We start from the raw sequence: 24415 nt of genomic DNA, 5'->3' as shown, positions 1-24415 counted from the left end.
TGACAAGGCTCAACCGGTTCTGCCCATCAAACGAGCTTCCTTTCCTGACTCCATGAGTGTTCATCCGGGCTTTTAAAAAGATTTTGAATCAGCTATCCCTACCCCAGTTTCTGTCTTAACCAACATCCTCTTTGAAATTCTGAGGTTTCACAGATGAATTCGCCTCGATTCATGGCTGTTCTTGCCATATGGATTTTTTTGCTCGGAAATTTCAGCAGCGCCGCCGAGCCCAACCAGCTGATGAGCCCCTGGGCAGCGGACATTGATGAAAATCACGTGCGACCGGAATATCCCCGCCCCCAAATGGTTCGGGATTCCTGGCTGAATCTCAACGGATTGTGGGACTATGCCATCAGACCCCTGGCCGAAGATGTGGTGACAGATTTCGACGGTAAAATTCTCGTACCCTTTGCGGTTGAATCCGCTCTGTCACGCGTGGGCCGCGCCATCCATGGAACGCATCATCTCTGGTATCAACGCACATTGCAGATTCCGGCGTCATGGAAGGAGCAGAGGATCAAGCTCCACTTCGGGGCTGTGGACTGGCACACGACGGTGTGGATGAACGGAAGGCTCGTGGGTGAGCACAAAGGTGGATTTACGCCCTTTTCCTTTGATATCACGGATTATCTTATTTCCTCTCCAGAGCAAACTCTGACAGTCCGGGTCTGGGATCCCACGGATGCCGGGCAGCAGCCGGTGGGCAAGCAAAGCCTTAAACCCGGAGGCATCTGGTACACGGCTGTCACAGGAATCTGGCAAACGGTCTGGCTGGAGCCGGTTCCTCATACAGCGATCGAGCGCCTGAAAATCACTCCTGATATCGACCGCCAGCAGGTTCAAATTCAGGTGCAAGGCGCGAACCTCAGGAAGATGCGGATTGAAATCACAGCCTTCGATCAAGGTCAGCCCATCGCAGCATTTCATGGCACCTGGCGGGACTCACCCTATGCGCTCAGCATCAAGGATCCCCGCCTCTGGTCACCCGCCGACCCGCATCTTTACACATTGCGTGTGCGCGTGAGCGACGGCACCCGCATGATCGATGAGGTCAAAAGCTACTTTGCCATGCGCAAGGTCAGCCTTGGTGCGGATGCTCAAGGCATCACTCGCATTCTGCTTAACAACGAACCCCTGTTTCAGTATGGGCCGCTCGATCAGGGCTGGTGGCCGGATGGACTTTATACGGCACCGACCGAAGAGGCCATGGTGTCCGACATTGAGTTTACCCGGAGCGCCGGCTTCAACATGATCCGCAAGCACGTCAAGGTCGAACCCGCGCGCTGGTACTACCACTGCGATCGGTTGGGCCTCCTGGTCTGGCAAGACATGCCCAGCAGCAAGCGCAATGACAAGAGTTCGGCAGCCCAATTTGAATATGAACTGCGTACGATGGTGGAGGTGCTGCAGCCTTTTCCCAGCATCATCATGTGGGTGCTTTTCAATGAGGCCTGGGGGCAATACGATACCCCGCGTTTGACCCAGGAACTTAAGGCCCTTGATCCCTCACGTCTCGTGAACAGCGCCAGCGGCTGGGATGATTTCCAGGTGGGTGACATCAGTGATATGCACCGCTATCCAGGGCCGGGCCGGCCGGAACTGGAAACGCGGCGTGCCGCTGTTCTGGGTGAATTCGGAGGCCTGGGCCTGCCCATCAAAGGTCACCTCTGGAAGGATCAGGATAGCTGGGGCTATGAAACGTACACGAGCAAGGCCGCACTTCAGAGCGCCTATGCCGAGCTCCTGCAAAAACTGCGTCCCTTGATTCACGAAGGGCTTTCCGCAGCGGTTTATACCCAGATCACCGACGTCGAGATCGAAGTGAATGGCTGGCTGACCTATGACCGCCGTGAGCGGAAGGCGGAAACGGACGAACTGTTTCAGCTCCATCGTGAACTTTTTTTTGAACCGTATCGCCTGGCGCTTTGAAGTACAAAAAATTAGGGAGATGCCGCGTGACGCCTCAAATTTTTTCTTATCAAAGTTTCTCAAAGTTCGTATTCTTCCTGGCGTGTTTATGTTGGACGGGATCCTCAGAAGCAAAGGTGACGAAAATGAATTACGGACAGCTGGCCGACGGCACCACAATTGATAGCTACACTCTGACAAATCGAAACGGCATGACAGCCAAGGTCATCACCTACGGCGCGATCATCACCGAACTTTGGGTTCCTGATCGCAAAGGACAACTGGCGGATGTGGTCCTGGGTTTTGAGAACCTGCAAGGGTATCTGGGTGAGAGCCCCTATTTTGGAGCGATCATCGGTCGCGTTGCGAACCGCATTGCGGCTGGGAAATTTACCCTGGATGGAAAGGAGTATAACCTTGCGACAAACGATGGGCCTCATAGCCTGCATGGAGGGGCCAAAGGCTTTGACAAGGTCGTCTGGCAAGCTGAGCCGCTGCAGGTCAGCAATGGAGCGGCACTTCAGTTGAAATATCTGAGTCCGGATGGAGAGGAAGGGTATCCGGGGAATCTGAAAGTGACTGTGGTGTATACCCTGACCAATGAGAACGAACTCAAAATTGAGTACACAGCGCAAACGGACAAGGCCACACCGGTCAACCTCACCAATCACAGCTACTGGAATCTCGATGCGTCCGCAACCATACTCGACCATCAATTGCGGCTGCTCGCCGAACATTTCACACCAGTGGATGAAACACTGATCCCAACCGGCGTGATCGCACCCGTCGCGGGCACGCCGATGGATTTCACCACACCGATGCCCATTGGTTCGCGACTGGATCAGCTCAAGGGCAATCCCGGTGGCTATGATCATAACTATGTGCTGACCGATAAGAAGAATCCATTGAAGTTGGCCGCCCGTGCGCGTGGACCTATCAGCGGGCGGGTGCTGGAAATCTGGACGACCGAACCGGGCGTCCAGTTTTACTCAGGAAATTTCCTTGATGGCAGCATTACGGGAAAATATGGTCGTGTTTATGAAAAACACGCAGCGTTCTGTTTGGAAACGCAGCATTTTCCCGATGCTGTCCATCATCCCAATTTTCCATCCATCATCCTGCGTCCTGGAGAGACGTTAATGTCCACGACCGTTCACAGGTTTTTGAGCGATTGAGCGTCAGGATTCGCCGATGCACCTGTAAACAGCTTTGGCGATAACAATGGCATTTCGTCCGCAGCGTGCTTCCGCCTGAGGGGCCACCTGCCTGATGTGAGTCGCGCAGGCCTGAAGGTTTCCCGACTGGCAGGTGGCAAAAATCTCACGGGCATGGGGAAGCAGTTCGGACTGGCACCATCTGGCATAAACACTTAAAGGAGGAATGTGAAGATGTCGGATCAGGCACGCGCCCGCCAGTGGGCTCCCATCACCCGTGTCCAGCTCGCCCAAATCCTGCGCACCGGCCTGGTGCCAGCTGGAGCCCAGGGCCAGAAACAGAAGAAACGAATTCACTACTTTCATGTTCATGTCCCTCACTTGTTGCAAATCCCCGTGGGAAGATTCAAATCAATGCCGGAATCGTCCTGTATCCAGCAAAGGTGGGGATCGATACGAGTCCAGACTCCACCCTTGCCGCATTCCCGGCCACGTGAAGCGATGCCGAGGACCCGCCATTCTCCACTTCCGAGTTGAACGTAAGCGGGTCCCCCACTATCCCCACCACAGGCGTCACGGCCCGCGCCGCCCATCTTCACTTCCTGGGCGTTGAAAGCCGTGATCCGCACTGTGGTCTCATATTTGCTGCCGTAGACTTCATTTTCCCTGAGCCCGAAGCCGACGATCGTGGCCTCCTGTTCCGCTCGCAGGACAGCCGCGATATCTTCCGGCTGACTGAGGACCGGAATCAGATCATGCGGATCGATGGGCATCGGTTCTTTCAATACGATAGAGGCGATATCGTTATACCCCTCTGGATTGGGAGCAAACTTCGGGGAAAGGATGATGCGTTCGACCTTGCCCTGACCTTGCAGAGGCAGCTCATCGTGCCCCGGCCCGCTATAAACTTCGAGGGTATCGTCCGCGCCCTTCACGCAATGAGCCGCCGTGATGACAAGACGCGGATGAACCAGAACCCCGGAGCAGTCCGCCGACTGCCAGGTGAGCAGCGCGACGGCCGTAGGCCAGCCTTCGGCGGTGGACGCCCGGCCACCAAAGATCGTGACGGCGGAATTATCCGCACGGCCGCAGCTCAGGCTTGCGGAGAAAATCACAGCGTTAAGGAAGACGCCGAAGGTTCCTGATTTCATGGTTCACCCGCACCTTTTCCTTTTCAATGATGAACGACAACAGCAGCGAAGTAGCCTTTGGCCACACTATGGCAAGTGTAACGGACGGGATTCAGCTTGCCATACGCATGGTCACAGTTCGAATACATGTCCTTCAGCAGATTGACATCGCACTTTTTCTTATCGGTAGGGCTGTCGTAACAGATGTCATGCCGCGCGCAGGGACCGCGGAAATTCGCCTTAAGATAGCTATCCGGCGAATACGAGCAGTAGTCATGGGTCGTGCCCAGTTTGGGGTTGTATACATAACCTTTGGGGATGCCGACGTATTTCCGGAAGGTCATATCTTCATCCTCAAGGCCGGCATCATCGGTCTCGGGAAGGTCCATTTCCAGGACCTCGGCTTCAATTTCAGCTACATAATCCAGGATATTTGTGTTCTCCTGGACATCCTGAGCCTGCGCGATACCAGAAAGAAGACCGACAACAAACAAAAGCTTTTTCATGAGAGATCCTTTGTGATGGTTGGAAGATTCCTTAACCTTTGCATGGCACGCTTTTACCGACAAAGGCCTTCACGGAGCGATTGTCAATTCGAGAGATTTCAAGAAATTGTTTTCATTTTGAAAACAGCCAAATGAACCTCACTTGCGCCCGGCGGAGAGAACGCTCGTCCAATCCTTTGACACTAATCCGTCGCAATTCCCGCACACTTGACGGACGCAAACGAGTGATATATTGCTTTGTAGCCCATGCTGGTATTGGGTTTCTAGCTGTCACGCGTCTGTGGAGTTGTGAATGAAGAAGTATCTACCGCTTTGTCTCGTCCTTGCCGCCTGCGGACCATCCCCGCAAAATTCCGAAACAAAATGGGCCCATTCATCCGCTGAACGATCATGGGGAACCATCCCAGCCCTCCTCGACTATCTCGATCTCGGCTTCAAAACGAATTATGACAAACTGCGCGTCTGTGTGCAGGGCTCGGAATCATTTCAGGGATCCGCTCTTCTTTTCGAAACTAAATTATCCTATGCCGCCTGGCTGAAGGCCAGTGGTCAAGGCACCGAGGCCTCCTGGGATCGCTTCGAGTTTGAATCCCAGGATATCTGCGAGCCAGGCGATACCAGCTTTGGTTCCGTGGTGATCGTCGAGAGCGAAAACAAGGGCTCTGCGGATCGCGATCCCGGCGAGGGCTTTGCCAAAGCGACTGTGAGCTGCCAGAAGTCGGGATTCAGCATGCGTTGCAGTTCCGGATCGACCACGTATGGTTGGGGCGGTCCGGCCGCGATCGGCTACAGCTATCGAACCCCAAGCCGGTGGGAGAGCATCAGCAATCGCTCCCCTGCTTCGGTCCGACTCAGCCCCTATGTGCGCTGGAGATCCTTGGAATCCGACCTTCTGGAGCAGAAAGGTTTGACGGAAGGGGATCGGAAATCCAAACTTGAATTGTATCGCGGGTTGGTGGCCAAAGCTGAGACCGTAAGCTACAGCGAGCTCCTCGATTTCATGAAAGGCCTGAGCGACTCCAAACTGATCGCCGTTGCCGATGGCAGCTTTCAAAAGCTTATGCAGGATTTTCAAAAGAGCGGCGCCACCACGCTGAATCAGGAATACACACCCACGGCCACCGGTCTTCATGTTCTTTTGCATGAGATCGGGCATCAATTCGGAATGGATCATGCCGACAATCCGTCCCGCGATGCGGAGACTGGAATCGTCGTGGACGGTGAGCAAAGAGGATCCCAGTGGGTGACCAGTGAAGCCTCCATGGCCTACGGCAAACCCTTCCTTTATTTGACCGCCGATGATCAGGACGGTGCCCTGGATCTGGGTCAAAAAACTTTGGCGTTCCTGAAAACCAAACGCTGAAAAAATAGGCGGGAGCCATCCCGCCTCCACGCCCCATCCTCACAGCCCCCTTCGCCCCTCCTCAATGAATGATTCCTTGTAGGATCCCGTTCCCCTGCGAGCCCGTCTTCTATGAAAATTAACTGAGTGAATACAGTATACCTGTGGTAAAGTGTGCAGAAAGACATCAAGAATTGTTGCGAGTGTTTCGGTGCCAGGGCTGACACCCTATGGAGTAGCTGGTATGACCCCGATGAGTATCAGAAAAAAGCTTCTTTTCTCTTCCCTCGGCGTGGCTGCCCTCGTCATGCTGCTGGTTACTCTGGCCTCTATCTATTTGATTAATCGACAGTATTCCATGTTCCTGGGCTTTATGGAAAAAAAGTCCAGGCTATTCATTACCGACCTCCAGGATTCCAGCGCGCGGGAGCAGGAGACCATCGCGACTGAAAGCATGGAGGCCCTGCGGGCCAAAGCCGGATCCCTCGTCCGCAAGGACTCGCTGGCCCTTGGGATTGCATTGGCTGAAAATTCCATTGGCTTTGTCCGGGACTATATCCGTGAGTCCGTGGCGCTCGATGCCGACGTTGTGGAAGGCGCCTTCTACGCCGTGGCCGGTGACCGAATCGACCTCTGGCAGTATTCAACCGAAGCGCTTCTCAATGGAGCACCCCTGGGATCACGCTATGACAAGGCCAGCGGCGCCTGGCAGTTTGCAGGAAAGTCGCTGCCCGATCCGACCCTGGAAGAGGTCCTGAAAAGTCAGAGTGAATCGATCCGTGAAGTCGAAAGAAATGGCACAAAGCATCTCGATGTTTCCATTCAGGTCGTCTCCGAGACGGGTTCGATCGGTTATATCCGTTATCTGCTGACAACCGAAAACATCAGTCGATCCATCGCGAAAGCCAAAAAGAACCTTGAAGCGGCTCTGGCCGCAGAACAGGCCCGGGAGGAAGCCTCGGCCCAGCTGATCGCGGACGACGGATCCCGTATCAAGTGGGTCTCCTTTGGGATGCTGGCGTTGGCCGTGATCATCTCGCTGGGCTTCACCGTCGTGATTTCAAATTATGTGGCGGGTCACCTGACCGATCCTATTTATAAATTGGAGGAAGGTGCCAATCGCATCGCGAACGGCGACTATGATACGCCCCTCGCCATCCATTCCAACGACGAAATCGGTTCCCTGGCCAGAAACTTCGATTCCATGCGGCAGCAGGTCCGGGACTTCACTCGCGATCTTCAGTCCCTTGTGGAAGCCAGAACGAAGGATCTGGCCGAAGAGCTCACGCGGACCCAGGCGATCCTGAATACGATTGAGCAGGGCATCATTACGATCTCGGGCGATGATCTGCTGATTGACGAGAAAATGTCGTCCTACGTGGCGGAAATCTTCCAAAAGCCCTGTGCGGATCTGGTCGGTCGAAGCCTCTGGCACCTTTTGGTTGAGCCCGCCGTATCCTTGGACTATGAGACCAAGTCCATCATAGGCGAGGTTCTCCATAACTGTATGGGTGAGAGCGAGTTTACCTTTGAGGTCAACCGGAACAAGCTGCCAAGGGATCTGACCGTGCATATCGCTGGCGAGGATCGGGTCTATCAAGTGGACTGGTGTCCCATGTTGAATGAAGATGGTGTCGTGCAGCGCCTGCTGGTGGCCGTGAAGGATCTCACAGCCTTCAAGAGGAGCGAAGCTGCCCTGAAAGCGGAAATCGAAGCCCAGAATCGCGACATTACCAAGATCGCGTCGATCGTCAGCAATTCCAAGGAATCGCTGCTCCTCTTTGTCTCGGATATGCGCAGAAGGCTCGTGACCATCAATAATCATTTGGCCGAAAGCGCACTGGACCGACGCAAGGAAATCTATCATGAGCTGCATACCATCAAAGGTCAGGCGCGTTCCTTGAAGCTGTCCGACATCGCCAACGAAACCCACATCGCCGAGGATATGTTGAAGGATCACTCGGGACCCGACGACCTATCGCTCGCGCAGCAGGTTTCCCGGCTTGTCGACATCTTCGATGACTATGTCGGCGTCATCTCCAAAAAGTTGGGCTGGTCGATCGATGAACGCGGCGTGGATCTCACCAGCCTCATTTTCAAGGAATTCTGCGCGTTCCGTTCCGCACTCGTGGACAAGGGAATCACGGTGCGGGATCTCTCGATCCGTGACGCGGTCATCACCTGGAAGGATACGGTGATTGCCGATCTACGGTCCATTGTCACCCATCTCATCAGCAATTCCATCGATCATGGTTATCTTGCACCCTTCCATGATGGCAATATTCGCGTCGGGTCCCTGCATTTCCAGGCGACGATGGACGAGGAATCGGTTGAGATCATTCTTGAAGATGGCGGGGCCGGGTTCAACACCGATCTCATTCAAACCAAAGCACAGTCGATGGGGATCGATTTAAGCCGCTTCGCGAATCCGATTGAAGTCGTGACCACTCCCGAGTTTTCGACAACGGCGATCGCCTCGCTGCGCTCAGGACGGGGCGTGGGTCTTTCCGCAGTCAAAAGTATAGTGGATTCGTATCACGGAACCATGTCTCTTAAAAACCGATCCAACGGGGGTGGAAGTTGCATCACCATCAGAATCCCGGCCTATCGCGTCGTTGCAGGAGTGACGAATGAAGCTGCTGCGTAATCTTTTGTTTGTAACCTTCCTGACTCATGCGGGAGCGGCTTCAGGACAGTCCGTGGGCGTGTTCCTGCCTTGGATCTATGAGACCAAGGAACTGGTGGCGTCCATGAAGTCCGACCCCGTGCTGGCCAAAGCGGACATCATGGTTTTTCAGAAGCTCGAGGATTTTCAACTGGCGTCGACGTCCAAGCCTTTTGATATCGCCATTCTTCCTGCTTCCTATGGGCGCTACAATTCCACTTATGTGGAAAAAGTCCCCCTGGTCCCGAAATCAGGGGAAAAGTCATTCAAGCACCTTGTCGTCTCGTTCAAAAAAGAGGCGCCGGCAGATTTCAGTGTGGGCGTCATTGATGAAGTGGGCCGTAAAAATCTCAGGAAGTGGATGAAAGAGGTATGCTCCCGTTGTGGGAAGCAAAAGGATGTTAAAAAGGCGAAGGATCTTTATAACATGTTGGCTCTCGGTTCCGTGGATGCGATTATGGTCAGTCCTTTCAATCTTGAAGCCATCAAACGCGAAAGTGCCGCCGAGTTGTTCGTCCTGTTCACCGCTGAACCGGAAAACCAGCCCATGATCTATGTACCGAAAGGAGGAAACTTCAAAGGCCTTGAGAATATCAAGCCTTCGACCTTTTCGCCTCTGGGATTGAAAGTTGGAGCGGGCAAATGAAAAACGCACTGATCATGCTGACCCTGTTGCTTGCGAACCTTGGCCTGGCTGCGGACATTCTGGTCATTAGGCCGGATGCGGATGAGTTTCGGAAACTGAGTGAAATGATCGAGAAGAACCTGAACAACGAGTATTCCCTCGTGAACTCGACGATCGCCAAATCAACCAGCTATGAAGAGTTTGAAGAGAAGATCGCAAAATCAGGGGCCAGGGTTGTTGTCGCCATGGATAATCAGGCGATCCGTCACCTCAAGAAATACTTTGAGTTGAAACCTGAATCCAAAATCCGCGGCATCGCGGCGATGGGCGTCAACCTCAAGGACCTCATTCCGAAGAACAAATACATAGCCGGCGTCGCCTACGAGGTGGCAGGTTACCTCGCGATCAAAGGATTCAAATCCGCCACCCAAAGCAAGGCCCGGAGCGCGTTGGGTGTTTACCGCTCCTCCGTGTCCAGGATATTTGCTGAGGAGGCCAGAACACAGCTGGCCCGCGAGAAGATTGATCTCAAGCTGCTCGACCTGGAAGGCAAGTCGGAGGAGGACATCAGCGATGCGATCAAGTATGAAGTCAAGAAAAACACCCCCGAGGCCATCTGGTTGATCAATGACAACAAGATCATCAACTCCAGGACCATCTCCACGCTCTGGCTGGAGGCGGCCCGGCAGCAGAAAATTCCGCTGATCTGTGGAATTCAGCGACTGTCCAAGGAACTGGGGATCTGCGTATATTCTGAGACGCCGACCCTTCATGGAACGGCGGAGAAAATCACGGGGATTATCTATGGATATATCGCCGATGAGAACGACGCGGACTTCTATGGGGTGGAATATATTCAGGAGACCGAGAAGACGACCAATAAGTACCTTATGGATGCGATCGGGATTAACCCCCTGAAGCAGGTTGATGGTGTGGAAATCTACTCGGGCGAAATCAACGGCCTGTAATTCGTGGAGTGGAAGGCCGATGGCTTCCACTCGCCCTTCCTATTTGAATTTCTTCAGAATATCTGCGTAGGTGGCCTCTTTGAGGGGAATATATCCCACTTCCTTCGAAAGAGTCGCAGCATTCTTCAAAAGGAACGACACAAAGGCTTTGGCTTCAGGCCTTTGAGCCGACTTATCATTCACATAGATCAGAAGCGGACGGGACAACGGGTAACTCCCATCTTCAATCGACTTGTCACTGGGTGCAACAGCATCCTTACCCTTGGCCAGGGGTACGACGTTGAGCACTCTCTTGTTTTCGACATAGTATGCGTAACCAAAGTAACCCAGAGCATATTTGTCCTTGGAAACCCCAGTTACCAGAACATTATCATCCTCGCTCGCCACGTAGTCGTTCCTTGAGAGACGCGCCTTGCCCATGACTTCTTCCGTGAAAAAGTCAAAGGTCCCTGAGTCCGCGCCCGGACCGTAGAGTTTGATAGGCTCATTGGGCCACGCTGGATCAATGTCTTTCCAGGTTTTCACCGTGCTGCCCGGCTGCCAGAGGGCTTTCAACTGGGCCATGGTTAACTTTGTAGCCCATTTGTTGGCTGGATGGACCACCACGGAAATCCCATCATACGCCAGAGGCATCTCAGTGTAGGCGATATTTCCTTCCTGGGCCTTCCTGGCTTCTTCTGGCTTCATCTTACGCGAAGCATTGGCGATATCGATTTCACCATTGCTAAACTTTTTCATACCCCCGCCGGTTCCGGACAGACCCACGGTCACGCGAACGTTAGGATAGAGCTTTTGAAACTCCTCGGCAGCAGCTTCAGCGATTGGGAATACTGTGCTCGATCCGTCCAGCTTAACGTCGCCCTTCAGATTTTTGTCGCCTTGATTGGCGGCGTAACTATGGTGGGCCAGAGCAAGGGTGGTCAGAGCAAAGACGAGGTTGCGAACTTTCATGCTTTTCTCCCAGATTCCTGTGTTCGGTGAAGGTTGACTCATAACCTGCAGCGCCGTCATACAATAGATTTATGAAGTTAAAATAAAGGGCACATTAAAGTGAAGGAAGGGGATCAACGGCTTGAAGTCTCGAGCAGGCTGTGGCAGATATGGGCCGCCTTACATAATTTGAGGGAGGTTCATGATGAAGGTTTTTGGAACTTATTTGACTTTGGCTGGATTGGCTCTGACTCCGATGGTTTACGCGGTACCGGAAGTAGAGGTTGGATCAGAATACCAAATCAATGTCATCAACTCGAATGATGGTTTGAATGACAAGGATCTCGGCAAACAAACCAAGACCACAGCTCTCAACCTGAAGGGAGCAAAAGTCGTATTCAGAGGCAAACTCTCCGATGAGATTGCCTGGACCGTGCTCTATAAGCTGAAGGAAGCTGAGCTGGAGCGTTTCTATCTGACCTATAAACCCTTCGCTAACCTCGATATTACAATCGGCAAGCAGAAGATCAAGACATACGGCCTGCATCGGCGTTTGTCCAGCAGCACCACGACACCCGTTACGGGAGCCTATCTGGACTTGAATCCTCTCAAGGACAGAGTCGCACTCGACATCACCTATAAGTTGGGTGGCAGCTGGTCGCTCCAGCTGGTCGATGACTACAGCAATTGTTCAGATAAGACCACCTATACCAACAATCCAGCCACCAATCAGGTGACCGCGAGCACCACAACGACTTGCACAAGCTGGAACAGAGGAAGCAGTGCCGGCATTGTAGCCAACAGCAAGGAAAAGCAGACCACACAAAAGCAACCTGCTGTGGCGCTTGAATGGTTGGGCTCGTTTGGAGCCTTTTCCCCCTTGGTTCAGTATGCCATCTACGATCTTGGCAAAAGCAGCACGGCTTCCGCGGGACTTCGTTACCAAAGTGAAGGAATGGATTCCTATGTGAGCTACACCCTGGATACGCGCCATAACAAGGGTGTCGATCCCGTCGAAGCAGGCCGATTTGTGGAAGAAAAAAATGTGTATATGGGCCTCGTGGCTTATGCTGAATATAAGGTTGCAAACTACACACCCTTTATTCATTTCTCAACGCTCCAGACCGATCCTTACGAATCGGATGGGTTGACCGAAGATAAGAAAATTGCGCTTGAGGCCAATACGCAGGGCAAATTGGACAGAAATGAAAACACTATCGCGATTGGCACCCACTTTGACCACTGGGGAGCATACTATCGTCCCTACGTGGACGTTGTGGTCGCTTCGGGCGAGTTTGTGGATCCCGTTGATCCCGCCAGTAAAAAGGATCTTACCAGGACAGACCTGGTTGTCGGCCTGATTGGAAAATTCTAAAGGAGTAGAGGCCCATGATTTTATCATGGGCTTATTCTTTCAGCGGATATCGTACTCCAGCTCAAAGCTTTCGCAGAAAAAATCTTCCGCTTTGACTTGAACCTTTCCCGTACCTTGCGCGACACCCGACAGGGAACCTTCCCAGATATGATAACTGGTTTCAGGGTTCGGAAGTCTACGGCCCAGCTGTGGGTTGGTTATCATGAAATCGTATTTCTCCCGATAGAGCGGATCAAATTGCGGCGCGAAACGCATGGGCTGCCATGGCCCTTCAACCCCTTTATCACTCACAAAGCGCATGAAGACTTTCGCCATTTCGGACAGATTGAAAAGATTGGCTTTAATGTGCAGGCTTTCCAAAAGCGGAACGTCTGGACTCAAGTAAATGGTCCCTTTCGGATGACCCTCGTGGCGAGTGGGATAAAACTCAATATTGTAATATGATTCATTGATGGAAAGAACTGTGTAGCCGTTGGGTGTTCCATCCCGCATCGTCGTCTCGGGAATGCCAGATTCGTCAAATTTCCCGGCCCACCAGCTTCCCGAAGTCGTGCCTGCATTGAAGTGATGATGCGGTTGAGCAGCTTCCCAGCCGCGACCATCCTCTCTGCGGAAGAAGTAACTCTGCTGCATGTGGCTATGAGCGGACAGGCTCAGAACTTTTTTGAAAGGGCTGAGAGCCTGGAGCAGGAATTGAAGGTCGGATTCACGCCAGGAATGGAACAGAGGAATATGCATACTCACCACAAGAGTTTGATCATGGTCGAGCTGAGCGAGCAGATTGGTCAACCAAACCTTTTGATCCTCCCGCAATCCTCCAATATAGCCGCCTGAAGCCGTTGGATAATAGACATCATCAATATTCACAAAGGTTGCGCCGGCATAGGAAAACGCATAGTTTGCAGGACCAAAGACGCGCTCCCAGGTTTCATCAGCCAGACCGTCCTTCTGATCGGATGTCAGGGTGGGAAAGTTTCGCGCATCGTAATTCATATCATGGTTGCCATAAACATAGAACCAAGGCAGCTTAAGGCGACCTGTCGCGTCGATGACCGCCGGAAAGAGATCAAGATTATCATTCACGATGTCGCCGAGCGATATCCCAAAGGCAAATCGCTCCGGATGGGAAATTTGATCGACGATGTCCCTTTGATAGTAGTCAACATCCTGAAGGCTGTTGGGTTGAGGATCGCCAAAGATCAGCACGGAAAATTCCTTGGGCTCGTCATTGCGCTGCAGAGGAAAATCAACCGATGCAGGCAAGGCTCCCGTTGGAAGCACACCCTTGTACTTCAATTGAGGCGATCCCGAGGGTTTATGGACAACGTGAAATTTCTGAAGCCCTCCCTCCATGGGCAGCTTCCACCCACTGGGTTTGATCACATGAATGATCATATCGCTCTGAAGAGGAAGAACATAGCGCCCTTCCGCATCCGTGCGATTGACTTCTCGCCCGTTGGATACGAGGACATCCGCCAGGCCATTTTCGAAAGCCTGCATTTGCCCATCACCATTGGAATCATGGAAAACATATCCACGTATTTCATCCTGAGCGAAAAGGTTCAGAGGCAGCAGGGTCAAAGCGAGGGCTTGAAAAACATGCATGCGATAGTTCATGAATCCTCCTCATGATTTGAGAAATTTTCGAAAGCATAGGACCTGGATTGAAATTGGCAATAAGGTTTGGGTAAAGATTCACAACTGCGCTTGACAGCTGCCTTCTCCCTTACTAGGCTTCTCTGCAAAAGTTCAGGGGCTTGATCATGATGCAGAACAATCGCCGCGAATTTCTCATAGCCTTATCAGGTCTTGCGGGCGCCGCGGGGGTTGCAGGCCTGTTCCCTCCTGTCATACAGAAGGCACTCGCCGTATCAGCCCATCGCCGGACTGGTACTCTGCAGGATGTTGAGCACATCGTTATACTGATGCAGGAAAACCGTTCCTTCGATCATTACTTTGGAACCCTGCCCGGGGTACGAGGCTTTGCGGATCCATTTCCCGTTCCTCGTCCCGCCTTCCATACCATGCAGAACAAGAATATCTGGCTCCAGCCTCCTGCGCCTGGGAGCACAGCTCAGCCCGCTCTGGCTCCCTTTCATCTGAACACAGAGCGGCATTTCGAATACATTCGGGTCGAAGGTACGCCTCACACCTGGAATAATGCTCAGTACGCCTGGAGTCATGGGCGCATGGAGGAGTGGCCCAGGCACAAACAGAACCATTCCATGGGTTATTATAGGGAGGAAGACATCCCATTTCAGTTCGCTCTCGCCAATGCTTTTACTATCTGTGATGCCTACCACTGTTCCTTTCAGGGCGGTACCAACCCCAACCGCCTGTTCCTTTGGACTGGCACCAATGATCCTTTGGGTGTGGGACACGGACCCGCTATCTACAATGAATATGACTGGTTTGATGCCGATCCGGGATCGCATGGAGGCTACACCTGGATCACGTATGCGGAGCGACTCGAACGCGCGGGCATCAGCTGGCAGATCTATCAGAATATGGGCGATAATTTCACGGACAATCCATTGGCTGGATTTCGCAGCTTTCGCGATGCGTGGTTTCAGAGGCCGGGTTATTCCGAATCGCTGCGGCATCGGGGTGTGGCGACCCGCGACCTCGATAAACTCGCAGATGATGTGAGAGATGATAAACTTCCTCAAGTCTCGTGGATCGTCGCCACCGCGGAAGGATCGGAGCATCCGGGACCTTCAAGTCCTGCCCAGGGCGCGGATTATACCGCACGAGTGCTGGAAGCCTTGATTGCGAACCCAACGGTTTGGAGTAAAACGGTTCTCATCGTGAACTTTGATGAGAATGATGGGTTCTTCGATCACGTGCCACCGCCGGCGCCGCCGTCCTATATCAGCTGGCACTCGGATCCCGGCCGGGCAGTCCTCGCGGGCGCCTCGACGGTGAATACCCGAGGGGAATATCACGAACGTCTGCCCGGTTATCAAAATACTGCGGATGAGCGGGCCCTTCTTCATCGGCCGTACGGCCTTGGACCGCGTGTCCCCTGTTACATCGTTTCACCCTGGAGCAAAGGCGGTTGGGTGAATTCTGAGGTCTTTGATCACACTTCGATCATCAAGTTCATCGAGAAACGGTTTGGAGTGAATGAACCCAATATTTCTTCCTGGCGCCGCGCTGTCTGTGGCGACCTTCTTTCGTCTTTCAATTTTTCCAGGCCCGATGATCAGGCTTTCCTTCTTCCGGAGACTCTGGAACGAGCGCGAAGAGCAAGGGCTCTCACGCAGCGCACCACGCCGCCCGTCCCTTCCCAACTGATCATGCCGGTTCAGGAGGGTGGCATCCGCCCATCGCGGGCCTTGCCTTACGAACTGCATGTCATCAGCCGCGTGCCTGACTCACGCCAGGTCACTCTTGAATTCAGGAATACCGGTCGCGCCGCGGCTGTGTTTCATGTTTATGATCGTCTGAATTTAAGCGCGGTGCCACGACGCTTTACTGTTGAGCCGCAGAAGTCCCTGCAGGACCGTTGGTTGACGACTCCAGCCGGTGACTATGACCTGTGGGTCCTGGCACCGAATGGCTTTCATCGACACTTCACAGGACGAAGTGGCATCGAGCAGCAGGTGGACTTCGAAATGGATTATGATAGACCGAATGATGCTCTGCGTTTGTTGTTCAGAAACTCAAGCGAGCGCGACCATATCATAACCTTGACGGCGAACAGGTATGAGTCTTCAGAGCCTGTGACGCTCCTTATTCCGGCAAAAAGCAGCCGCACGCTCAGCAGGCCTCTCGTGAATGGGCCTTGGTATGACGACTCGGTTCGACTGCAGGGATATCCTGGCTGGAGCCGGCGCTTCGCAGGCCGAATGGAAACGGGCCAGGATTCCACCAGTGATCCGGCGATGGAGGGGGAAGCGATCGCGGAACAATCGATCGGTTGATCCAACCTTCCCCTGCCAGAAAACTGGACACCCTCCATCACGCTGGACAGCGTCCAAGCCAAAAATACAATGTAATTTCAGCTACTTATGGTTTTCACTCCCTTTGCATGGAACAACGGGCGGTTGCCCTGGTGGAATACGAGTGGAGCGGAAGATCCGATGAAAACCAAAGCCCCTGTGATGCAGCTTTCCCTTTCCGGAATCATGCGTACCATCCCACGCCGGCTCTTCGTAAAAAGCCGGCTCCGGTCCTATGCCTCCATCCTGAAAACGCTCACGTTCCTGGTCGGCGGCTATGGTTTTGTCCTGTTCTGCTCTCAGCAGGAGAGCTGGATCAAATGGCCTTTGGGGCTGGCATTTTCCTGGTGGTTTCTCGGAACAGCCTTGACCGGAGCCTTTGATCTGGCCCACGACGCGGCCCATCGGTCGCTATTTCCCGGGATCCGGGAGAATAACATCTGGGGGCATTTCCTTTCGTCACTGGTGGGCTGGCCCTTTCATCTGTGGCGGCTTTCACATAACATTCATCACACGCATACCAACAATGCAAAAAAGGATATCGCCTGGGAGCCTTATACCGAGGCACGGCTGCAGCGGCTGCCGCCCTGGATACGCTGGCAGTATACGATCATTCGGTCCCGGATTGTGGTGCTTTGGGTCGGCGGGTTTCTGCATCTCCTGGAGCAGTTTTTCATGTTCCGTAAAGGCAAACGCTTTCGGCCGGAGGACCGTTCCTCCATTTGGCTTTCCACTCTGATCACCGGCATCATCTTTGGGGCTTTCATGGGCTTCAGCCTCCATCTGGGGCCCTATGTCTTCTGCATGGGCTTCGTTGTGCCTCTTGTTCGCTATTACTGGTGGCTTTCGGTCTTTACCCTTCTGCATCACACGCACCCTGAGCGGCCGTTCCTTCGGGACGATGCGTGGAACGCTGGCGTGGCTCAGCTGCTCGGTACCATCAACGTGCGTTACGGTTGGTATGTGGATTGGCTCACGCACAATATCGCCTGGCATATTCCGCATCACGTGACAGTCGCCATTCCCCATTATCACCTGAAAGAGGCGACCCGGGCCCTTAGGAAGGCCTACCCTGGGCTTCTCCATGAGGAGAGGTATTCCTTGAGCTATCTGCTTCATGTTCTCAAGAATTGTCAGCAGGTGGAGAGCATGGAGAATCTTTCCTGGAAGCCATTTTCGCGACAGCCAAAGCTGGCAAGACAGACGGTTCCACGAACTTACTGAAGCACCACATCATCGAGGACCGTGGGCTCACCGGATTGAATTTCAATATCCTCGACGACCAGCGTCTCAAGGCCATCCTTGCTGAATTTCGCGGAATAGAGACCAGCGGGAATACCGGATTCAATCAGGCCGGCGCCCTCTTCGATGGTGGTGCCACTGGCTTCATAGCCTATAAGGTTGAAGGCCACACCATCAGGCGTATGCCCCTCAGGAACGCGGACACGCACAGCCAGTCCTCCCACCTTTTTCGTCTGAATCGTCCCGATATTCATGCCCTCACCTGCCTTGAAGACTATCCCTTGGACAATGACTTTATCCAGATCCCCCATGGAGCCGACGATGCTATAAACGCCATCCTCCGGGGGAAAGACACCGAAGCGCCCATCCGAATCAATGCCTGTATTCTTTGCAAGCGGCGTTTCACCATCCTCCCGATAAAGTTCAATCGTGGAGTCCGGATTGGCTTTTCCATTCTCATTGACCAGGACGCCGACGATCTCACCTTCCCTGGGTTCCAGATCCTCATCATCGGCAGCCTTGTATCCCCCACAGCTTTGAACCGTGAGACCCATCATCAACAGAAACAACAAAAGCGCCTGATTTCCCATGGAAAAACTCCTGAAGAACATCCATAAACTCTGGAAACGCGATCAGGATCTGACCGAGCCCAGCTGTCGTCCGCGACCAACCCTTGATGTCCTCCTATTTTCGACTCATCGCCGCCGTGGGGCAAGCTCCAAGTTCCGCATCCTGCCCTATTAACTTGCAGATCAACTGGCCCTATGCGGTCACTGGACTACATAATTTCTGCTGCCACTTCCGTATTTCCTAATAAGCCTCAATGGAATAGATTTACACAGGTATGCTCATGAATTGGTTCGGCACTTGAGGTGAAAATTGCTTTTCGCGGATAATGGAAGGCTGACAGAAATTGAGCGTCTGCGAGTTATGGAACGGATTGCCGAAGAGCGATTCCATCCGATCACGAAGCTCGCGTCCATCATCTGCGAGACACCCATTGCCTTCATATCCATCCTTGACGATATTCAGGAGCATTTCCTTGCCCGTATCGGCTTTGACGTTGTGGTATTGCCGATCGAGAAGTCCATCTGCGGCGATGTCATCGAGCAGGATGACGTTTACATCGTTTCCGACATAGCAAAGGATGAGAGATTTTCGCAGCTCCAGGCTGCCATCGGCAAGCCAGAGCTGCGTTTCTATGCGGGTGCTCCCTTGATGACCCACAACAAGGTCAAGCTCGGCGTTCTGTGCGTTCTGGACTACCTGCCACGTGAATTAAATCAGGGTCAACAGCTCAGCCTTGCAACCCTGGCTGAGCATGCCATCATCAAACTCGAAGACGAGCTCATCAAGGACGAGCTCAACCTGGCAGTTGTGCGCTTGAAAACCCTCATTGACAACTTGAATACGGCCATCATTCTTGAGAGCGAATTCCGATCCATCGCTGCCATTAATGAAAAATTCTATGAATTGTTTGACATCAGGATCGAAAACGTCATCGGCAGGAATGTCTTCGATTTATTCTGTACTATCAAATCGGCGTTCAAGGATCCTGACGCCTTCATGCGCAAGGTCATGGAGTATTCTCTGTCTGAAGGGACTTCCCAAGGATACGAGATTGAAACCAGGAACGAGCGATATTTGGAATTTTCCTATACGCCTATATTTGTCGACAATGAAGCCAGAGGCTTGCTCTGGATATTCAAGGACATAACCGAAAAGAGAGAGTCCGAGCGCCTGATCGAGATCCACAAGGCACAACTGGTCATGTCTTCGAAGATGGCGGCTCTTGGCGAGGTTGCTGCCGGAATCGCCCATGAAATCAACAATCCGCTCTCTATCATTCAATCGATAGGCTATGTCCTGAAGCATGGTTCGAAGGACAGCCTCGTGCGGGACACCATCGTACGTGAGGCCGGCGATCGCATCGAACAAACCACGAAGCGGATTACCAGAATCATTAAAGGTCTCCTTCAATTTGCGCGGGAAGCCGAACCCGAGCAAAAGATGAACGTCATGATTCGCTCCGTATTGGATGACACCCTCAGCTTTGTGCAGGAGAGGTTTCAGCATCATGGGATACAACTTAAGGTTGAGGACTTTGATCCAACCCTTCAGCTCCACTGCAGCCCGACGGCTCTTTCGCAGATCCTCATCAACCTTTTGAGCAATGCCTTTGATGCCGCCTGGCCGTCCACCGACAAGTGGGTGACGATCAAGGTGCGTGACATCGGCAAAGTCCTTGAAATCGAAGTCAGTGACAGCGGCCAAGGAATTCCATTCGCCATACGCGACAAGATCATGCAGCCCTTTTTCACAACGAAGGAAGTTGGCAAAGGCAGTGGACTCGGCCTGAGCATATCCAAAGGTCTGGCAGAAAAGATGGGCGGCAGGCTATTTCTGAGCCTGGAAACGCCTTACACCAGTTTTGTCCTGGAGCTTCCCAAAGGCTAGGCTGCGTCCCTGCTATCATCCGCGGCATCCGGAAAGAGTTTGATCGGCAAGTCGATGACGATGGAAAATGCCGCGAAGCCTTGCCTGGGCTCGTCGATGTTCAGACCAACAGCGCCACCGGCTTCCAGGACGAATTGCCTGATCGTATCCATACCAACACCGCGACCGGCCACCTTGCTGACGCGATCGGCGGAACTGAAACCGGATGCAAAGATACAGTCCAGGATTTTGTCCTGAGTGAGACTTTCCTTGTCCTGAATCAATCCGCTTTGCCTGGCTCGTTTCTCAATGGCCTTCAGGTTCAATCCTTTTCCGTCATCATGGATCGTAATGGTGACCCTTTTCCCCTGCCGGGCGAAAGCGATCATCATCGCACCCGCGGGTGGTTTCCCGAGAGCCGTCTTGACCTCTGGGGGTTCAAAGGCATGATCCAACAGTTCGACTTCCGGGGCCGTGGACGCTTGGCTTGCCGCAGAGATCAGGAGGGAGAGAATGACAACCAGGGTTCCCCTATGAAATCGGCAGCTTTTGGAAAAACATGACCTTACGAAGAATTGCGGCGTATGCCGTTGATATTACTGCAATAGCACACTCCAACCCACGCGACGGTCAGGATTTTTCTGCACGCGGTCGCTTGCCTTGCCCCACGGAAGCTTTGGCCTGCTCCAGGGCTTCGGGATGCTTCTGCATCCATCTGTTGAATCTCTCAATGATTTTGGGATGTTTCATGGTCCCCAGGTGATAATCCATGAGCCTGGCGTACTGATCATAAAAGTAGAAAGACGTCTTCACCTTGGGATTGAGGCGGATCCATTCCTCAGCAGCATCAAAATGCAAATAGACCAGGTCGGTGCGTTTGGCCATAAGCACTCTCATGGCGCTATTCACACTATTCACGTACTCCAGTTTAACTCCTTTAAACTCGCAATCCTTTTCGAACAACACGGCGACCGTGTAGCCGGCCAGAGTCGTGATGCTGTTGATCTTCGAAGGATGGAGTTTGGGATCAAGTCCGATAAAGCCGGCTCGACTTTGCATGAAGGGAATGGAGAAGGTCATGGCTTGACTGGACGAGCCTTCTCCCCACCCAGGGTTGGACGGGACAATAAAGTCAATCCGTCCCTCCTGGAATTCCACAAGATAACGGCGTATGGGGTAAAACTCGAGGTCCAGCACCATGCCTTCGTCTGCCGCGAACTGACGGATCAAGGCCGGAACATAGCCTGCGAGTTTGCCTTCGTCATTCCAGTACTGTGGATAAAGCTGCGTATCCGGGAGGCCAACAATATAATGAGCTGGTTTATGCCCAAGCAGGATGGGCACTGCAAGACACAACAGGAGGAAAGTCCATAATCTCATGATTCCGCCCCAAGCATGCCCTCGCAACTTCCGGTGCCGAATGTATCATAAGATTCCATCACTCGCCCATATTTTCACGCTTGTTCCTGTCGAGTCAGCTGCTACATAGAGGCCAAGTGTCCTGGTCGCTGGACATATTCTGTCCATGGATCTGGACCTCGGAGTTTGAATGGCAGGACCAAATTCCCATCACGTGGCAGGCAGCCCCTGGCATATGTCTTGCTGAAGCCTGACAGAAATTTTCCACACAGGAGTTTGTTATGGAATGCAAAGTCTTGCGCCTTGGTCTGGCCTTCATTTTTGCAGCGGCTTGTCTTGAAGCAAAAGCCCAGCCTCAGGAAGACGATCCTGCCCGAATCGCCAGCATCATCAGGCATGGACTGGTTCAGGCCGAGTCCAGCACACGTAACTTAAACGTTAGGAAAGATGAGGCGCTCGATAAGCGGGTGCACGAATCCCTTCAACTCACGGAACAAGCAGGTTTCCAATTCGGTGGTACGTCCAGGTTCAGCCTCGATCCTGTGAATCCGCGGGATGTTCAGGCGGAACCGTTCGAAGATCTCCTGGTCGCAGGATCATTTGCCTCCCGACTGACTGACGATGGCGGCGCTCAGGCGATCGCAGTCATGATGGATGCAAATGATCCTTTCCCTGCATGGACTCTGACGCTGCCGGAGTCCACGCACGCCGCCGTTGACGAAGAGGGTGGCATTCAATTTCGGATGATAGTGGATGGTATGGAGCTGGTTCTTGATCATCGGCTCGAAAAACCTTGGGCCGTTGACGCCAAAGGCAGACAGCTCGAGACCTGGTATGTACTGGAAGGGTCCACCCTGGTGCAGCATGTTGATTTTTCAGAAGCGGAATTTCCCATCGTCCTGGATCCGCGTCTGACATTCGGCCTTGGCGTTTACCTGAACATGACCGGGGCCGAGATGAAAGGCATCGCGGCAGCTATCGTCGCGGCAGGAGGGGTGGCCGCTGTCGCCACATGCTCCGGAGCGACCAAGCTTCCGTCGCCGATCGCCAAAGCCGCCGCCGTGATTTGCACCGCCGTGGGCGCCCCTACGCTCAAAGGCATATATAACGCGATCGTCAGCATCGTTAAGAGCAAGAAAATTGACAGCGGCGCCTGCTATCAGAAGAAAATCATTCCGAATACCGGTTCGTTCAAGAAAGTCAAGTTTGCCGGGAACTGTCGGGCCTAAGTCCGTTCGTGGCAAAAGCCGAGCCCCGATGTGCAGCTGCCCAAGGTCCAGCGAGGCAGCGCGCGTCAGGTGAACTCGGTACGCTCGCAAGCCAAGCCCACCAAGTTTTTCACGACACACAGAGTTTGCATCAAGGCTGTCACCATCAAGAGACAGAAAGACATTATTCGCAAAGCATCGCGATAAATAACATTTTATGAAGACTTTTCCTGCTCACTTGTAATACATATGGGCCGTCGCATTCGAGCCCGCTGAGGGAACGAAAAAATCACAAAACATTGTGAACAGTCAGCTCATGAAACGAGCCAAACCTGGAACATTGGAGTGACTTGTGAAAAACAAATTATGGCTAGGTTGTTTGATAGCACTGCTGTCGGCATGCGGAAACGAATCGGAAGAGCAGCACAGCACCACATCCGCTTTTCTGGAAGATTATTATTGGAAAGTTGGAGACAGCCCCTATATCCTGAAACCCGGTTCCACGATTGCCGTCTGCGATACCGGCGTCAAGACGGGAGTCGCTGATCACGTCGTCCGCGCGGTTCGTATCTGGGCCGATGCCGGTGGACGCGATGAACGCCTCAGGATCGTCAAAGGTTGTAGCGGGGATCGTATCATCAAGCTGGTCCGGGTTTCCGATGACGTCACATACTTTGGACAGGCTGCTCCCTTGAGCGGACGCATTCACACGGTCAGTGTCCCTAATAAATGGGCCGGCCACTGGACTGCCAACCATGAAGTGGGTCATATTTTTGGCTTCGGGCATATTTTCGAAAGAACCACTTCGATCATGAACAGCGAAGACAATGGCACGTACATGAACGGTGGCAAGCTTTCCAGCTACGATTATTCCGAAATCAAGAGAATGCTGAGGCGCAAGGAATTCACCGAGGTGAACAAGCTTTGGGCCCGTCAAACCACTGTCGTGACCCACACGGAGACCGTTCCCGAAGAGCCGAAGTCCTGCATTGGAGCGAACGGCACAACAGTTTACGAACATGGTACAGTGACGACTTACCGTGGCAATACCTATACGTGCAATCAAGGCAAGTGGACGTTCTCCCCAGGCGTCTGAAGTTTCTTTCCAAGAGGCCAGCTGCCGAGCGGATTTCCGGCAGCTGGCTATTTTATGGATCACGATGCGGGTTAAATGCCCGACGTACAGACGACCTTGGCAGGATCAATCTTGATATTGTGGGCGTTGGCATAGGACTGCAGGGCTGCGCGTGCAAAGCAGCGATTGCTGCCTTCAATGCTGATATCCAGATACGTGCAGACGGTTGGATCATATTCCAGTGTGCAGCGGACGGACTCCGGTTTTAATTTCACGCGCTCATTGTCCAGGGGCGCACGTTCTGTACTGAAGGCGATGTTGCTGAGAAGGATGGCCAGGAGGGAGACATATTTCATAACGAACTCCTTGAACGGAAGGCGCCTTTTCGTCACCATGACGCTGTCGACGCTTGCTGTTGAAGAGCCCTCAGCAAAAGCAGAACCAAACGGCAATATCCTAAAATTATTTGGACACTTGGATTTATGGGAATGCCACATAAGGAATTTTGTCCAGAGCACAGGACACGATGTCCAAAACTTACGTTTGGT

At 53.0% G+C, this 24415-nt stretch carries 22 protein-coding genes; 13 read left to right on the top strand and 9 right to left on the bottom strand.

Going from position 1 to position 24415, the window contains the following annotated elements:
- The first annotated feature begins 171 nt into the window (after positions 1–171).
- Together OLTU_RS10720 and OLTU_RS10715 are read left to right on the top strand one after the other, a co-directional pair.
- Positions 172–1929, top strand: coding sequence for a glycoside hydrolase family 2 protein (locus tag OLTU_RS10720; protein ID WP_141736774.1), 1758 nt, complete (start codon positions 172–174; stop codon positions 1927–1929).
- 125 nt (positions 1930–2054) lie between these two features.
- A complete protein-coding gene (locus tag OLTU_RS10715; protein WP_141732754.1) occupies positions 2055–3083 on the top strand; it encodes an aldose epimerase family protein in 1029 nt (342 codons plus the stop codon).
- Between the two features lie 3 nt (positions 3084–3086).
- Here OLTU_RS10715 and OLTU_RS10710 read toward each other — a convergent pair whose 3' ends face one another.
- The 3 genes from OLTU_RS10710 to OLTU_RS10700 are packed head-to-tail and all read right to left on the bottom strand — an operon-like array spanning position 3087 to position 4698.
- The gene (locus OLTU_RS10710) at positions 3087–3428 is read right to left on the bottom strand and encodes a hypothetical protein (RefSeq protein WP_141732753.1); all 342 of its coding nucleotides are present in this window, start codon (positions 3426–3428) and stop codon (positions 3087–3089) included.
- Between the two features lie 11 nt (positions 3429–3439).
- The gene (locus OLTU_RS10705; RefSeq protein WP_141732752.1) at positions 3440–4213 is read right to left on the bottom strand and encodes a S1 family peptidase; all 774 of its coding nucleotides are present in this window, start codon (positions 4211–4213) and stop codon (positions 3440–3442) included.
- 23 nt (positions 4214–4236) lie between these two features.
- Positions 4237–4698 carry a phospholipase A2 gene (locus OLTU_RS10700; protein ID WP_141732751.1) on the bottom strand — a complete coding sequence of 154 codons (462 nt, stop codon included), beginning with the start codon at positions 4696–4698 and terminating at the stop codon, positions 4237–4239.
- Positions 4699–4990: 292 nt separating this feature from the next.
- On the opposite strand from OLTU_RS10700, the gene OLTU_RS10695 reads away from it, so the two are divergent.
- From OLTU_RS10695 to OLTU_RS10680, 4 genes are all read left to right on the top strand, one after another.
- The gene (locus OLTU_RS10695; protein WP_141732750.1) at positions 4991–6061 is read left to right on the top strand and encodes a hypothetical protein; all 1071 of its coding nucleotides are present in this window, start codon (positions 4991–4993) and stop codon (positions 6059–6061) included.
- Between the two features lie 223 nt (positions 6062–6284).
- Positions 6285–8687, top strand: coding sequence for a HAMP domain-containing protein (locus tag OLTU_RS10690; protein WP_141732749.1), 2403 nt, complete (start codon positions 6285–6287; stop codon positions 8685–8687).
- Positions 8671–9351, top strand: a complete 681-nt coding sequence (locus OLTU_RS10685; protein ID WP_141732748.1) for a hypothetical protein — start codon at positions 8671–8673, stop codon at positions 9349–9351. Before OLTU_RS10690 ends, OLTU_RS10685 begins: the two co-directional genes overlap by 17 nt.
- Positions 9348–10298 carry a type 1 periplasmic-binding domain-containing protein gene (locus tag OLTU_RS10680; RefSeq protein ID WP_141732747.1) on the top strand — a complete coding sequence of 317 codons (951 nt, stop codon included), beginning with the start codon at positions 9348–9350 and terminating at the stop codon, positions 10296–10298. Before OLTU_RS10685 ends, OLTU_RS10680 begins: the two co-directional genes overlap by 4 nt.
- 39 nt (positions 10299–10337) lie before the next feature.
- Here the strand turns inward: OLTU_RS10680 and OLTU_RS10675 are convergent, their stop codons facing one another.
- The gene (locus OLTU_RS10675; protein WP_218109967.1) at positions 10338–11249 is read right to left on the bottom strand and encodes a PstS family phosphate ABC transporter substrate-binding protein; all 912 of its coding nucleotides are present in this window, start codon (positions 11247–11249) and stop codon (positions 10338–10340) included.
- A gap of 181 nt (positions 11250–11430) precedes the next feature.
- On the opposite strand from OLTU_RS10675, the gene OLTU_RS10670 reads away from it, so the two are divergent.
- Positions 11431–12603 carry a hypothetical protein gene (locus OLTU_RS10670; RefSeq protein WP_141732745.1) on the top strand — a complete coding sequence of 391 codons (1173 nt, stop codon included), beginning with the start codon at positions 11431–11433 and terminating at the stop codon, positions 12601–12603.
- Positions 12604–12642: 39 nt separating this feature from the next.
- On the opposite strand, the gene OLTU_RS10665 is transcribed toward OLTU_RS10670, so the two are convergent.
- Complete coding sequence (locus OLTU_RS10665; RefSeq protein WP_141732744.1) at positions 12643–14220, bottom strand: calcineurin-like phosphoesterase C-terminal domain-containing protein; 1578 nt, start codon at positions 14218–14220, stop codon at positions 12643–12645.
- A gap of 146 nt (positions 14221–14366) precedes the next feature.
- Between OLTU_RS10665 and OLTU_RS10660 the strand changes: the two genes are divergently transcribed.
- Together OLTU_RS10660 and OLTU_RS10655 are read left to right on the top strand one after the other, a co-directional pair.
- Entirely contained in the window at positions 14367–16529 is a 2163-nt protein-coding gene (locus OLTU_RS10660; RefSeq protein WP_141732743.1) for a phosphocholine-specific phospholipase C, read from the top strand.
- Between the two features lie 159 nt (positions 16530–16688).
- Positions 16689–17771, top strand: coding sequence for a fatty acid desaturase (locus tag OLTU_RS10655; protein ID WP_176736513.1), 1083 nt, complete (start codon positions 16689–16691; stop codon positions 17769–17771).
- Here OLTU_RS10655 and OLTU_RS10650 read toward each other — a convergent pair.
- Positions 17765–18379 (bottom strand): hypothetical protein, encoded by a 615-nt coding sequence (locus OLTU_RS10650; protein ID WP_141732741.1) that lies wholly within the window; start codon positions 18377–18379, stop codon positions 17765–17767. The two genes, OLTU_RS10655 and OLTU_RS10650, sit on opposite strands and share 7 nt — an antisense overlap.
- Here OLTU_RS10650 and OLTU_RS31870 point away from each other — a divergent pair.
- Complete coding sequence (locus OLTU_RS31870) at positions 18378–18533, top strand: hypothetical protein (RefSeq protein WP_176736512.1); 156 nt, start codon at positions 18378–18380, stop codon at positions 18531–18533. The two genes, OLTU_RS10650 and OLTU_RS31870, sit on opposite strands and share 2 nt — an antisense overlap.
- 186 nt (positions 18534–18719) lie before the next feature.
- Positions 18720–20246: a GAF domain-containing sensor histidine kinase gene (locus OLTU_RS10645; RefSeq protein ID WP_141732740.1), complete on the top strand. Its 1527-nt coding sequence runs from the start codon at positions 18720–18722 to the stop codon at positions 20244–20246.
- On the opposite strand, the gene OLTU_RS10640 is transcribed toward OLTU_RS10645, so the two are convergent.
- Both OLTU_RS10640 and OLTU_RS10635 read right to left on the bottom strand, forming a co-directional pair.
- A complete protein-coding gene (locus OLTU_RS10640) occupies positions 20243–20680 on the bottom strand; it encodes an ATP-binding protein (protein ID WP_176736511.1) in 438 nt (145 codons plus the stop codon). The genes OLTU_RS10645 and OLTU_RS10640 overlap by 4 nt on opposite strands.
- A 175-nt stretch (positions 20681–20855) precedes the next feature.
- Entirely contained in the window at positions 20856–21605 is a 750-nt protein-coding gene (locus OLTU_RS10635; RefSeq protein ID WP_141732738.1) for a substrate-binding periplasmic protein, read from the bottom strand.
- 260 nt (positions 21606–21865) lie between these two features.
- On the opposite strand from OLTU_RS10635, the gene OLTU_RS10630 reads away from it, so the two are divergent.
- Positions 21866–22813, top strand: coding sequence for a hypothetical protein (locus OLTU_RS10630; protein WP_141732737.1), 948 nt, complete (start codon positions 21866–21868; stop codon positions 22811–22813).
- A 331-nt stretch (positions 22814–23144) separates the two neighbouring features.
- The gene (locus OLTU_RS10625) at positions 23145–23888 is read left to right on the top strand and encodes a hypothetical protein (RefSeq protein ID WP_141732736.1); all 744 of its coding nucleotides are present in this window, start codon (positions 23145–23147) and stop codon (positions 23886–23888) included.
- Positions 23889–23959: 71 nt separating this feature from the next.
- Here OLTU_RS10625 and OLTU_RS10620 read toward each other — a convergent pair whose 3' ends face one another.
- On the bottom strand, positions 23960–24223 hold the full coding sequence (locus OLTU_RS10620) for a hypothetical protein (RefSeq protein WP_141732735.1): 264 nt from the start codon (positions 24221–24223) through the stop codon (positions 23960–23962).
- Between the last annotated feature and the right edge of the window lie 192 nt (positions 24224–24415).

The sequence above is a fragment of the Oligoflexus tunisiensis genome, from assembly GCF_001748245.1.
In the GTDB taxonomy this organism is placed as follows: Bacteria; Bdellovibrionota_B; Oligoflexia; order Oligoflexales; family Oligoflexaceae; genus Oligoflexus; species Oligoflexus tunisiensis.
The sequence above is the reverse complement of the archived record's forward strand: the minus strand, read 5'-3'. Positions and strand labels throughout refer to the sequence as shown.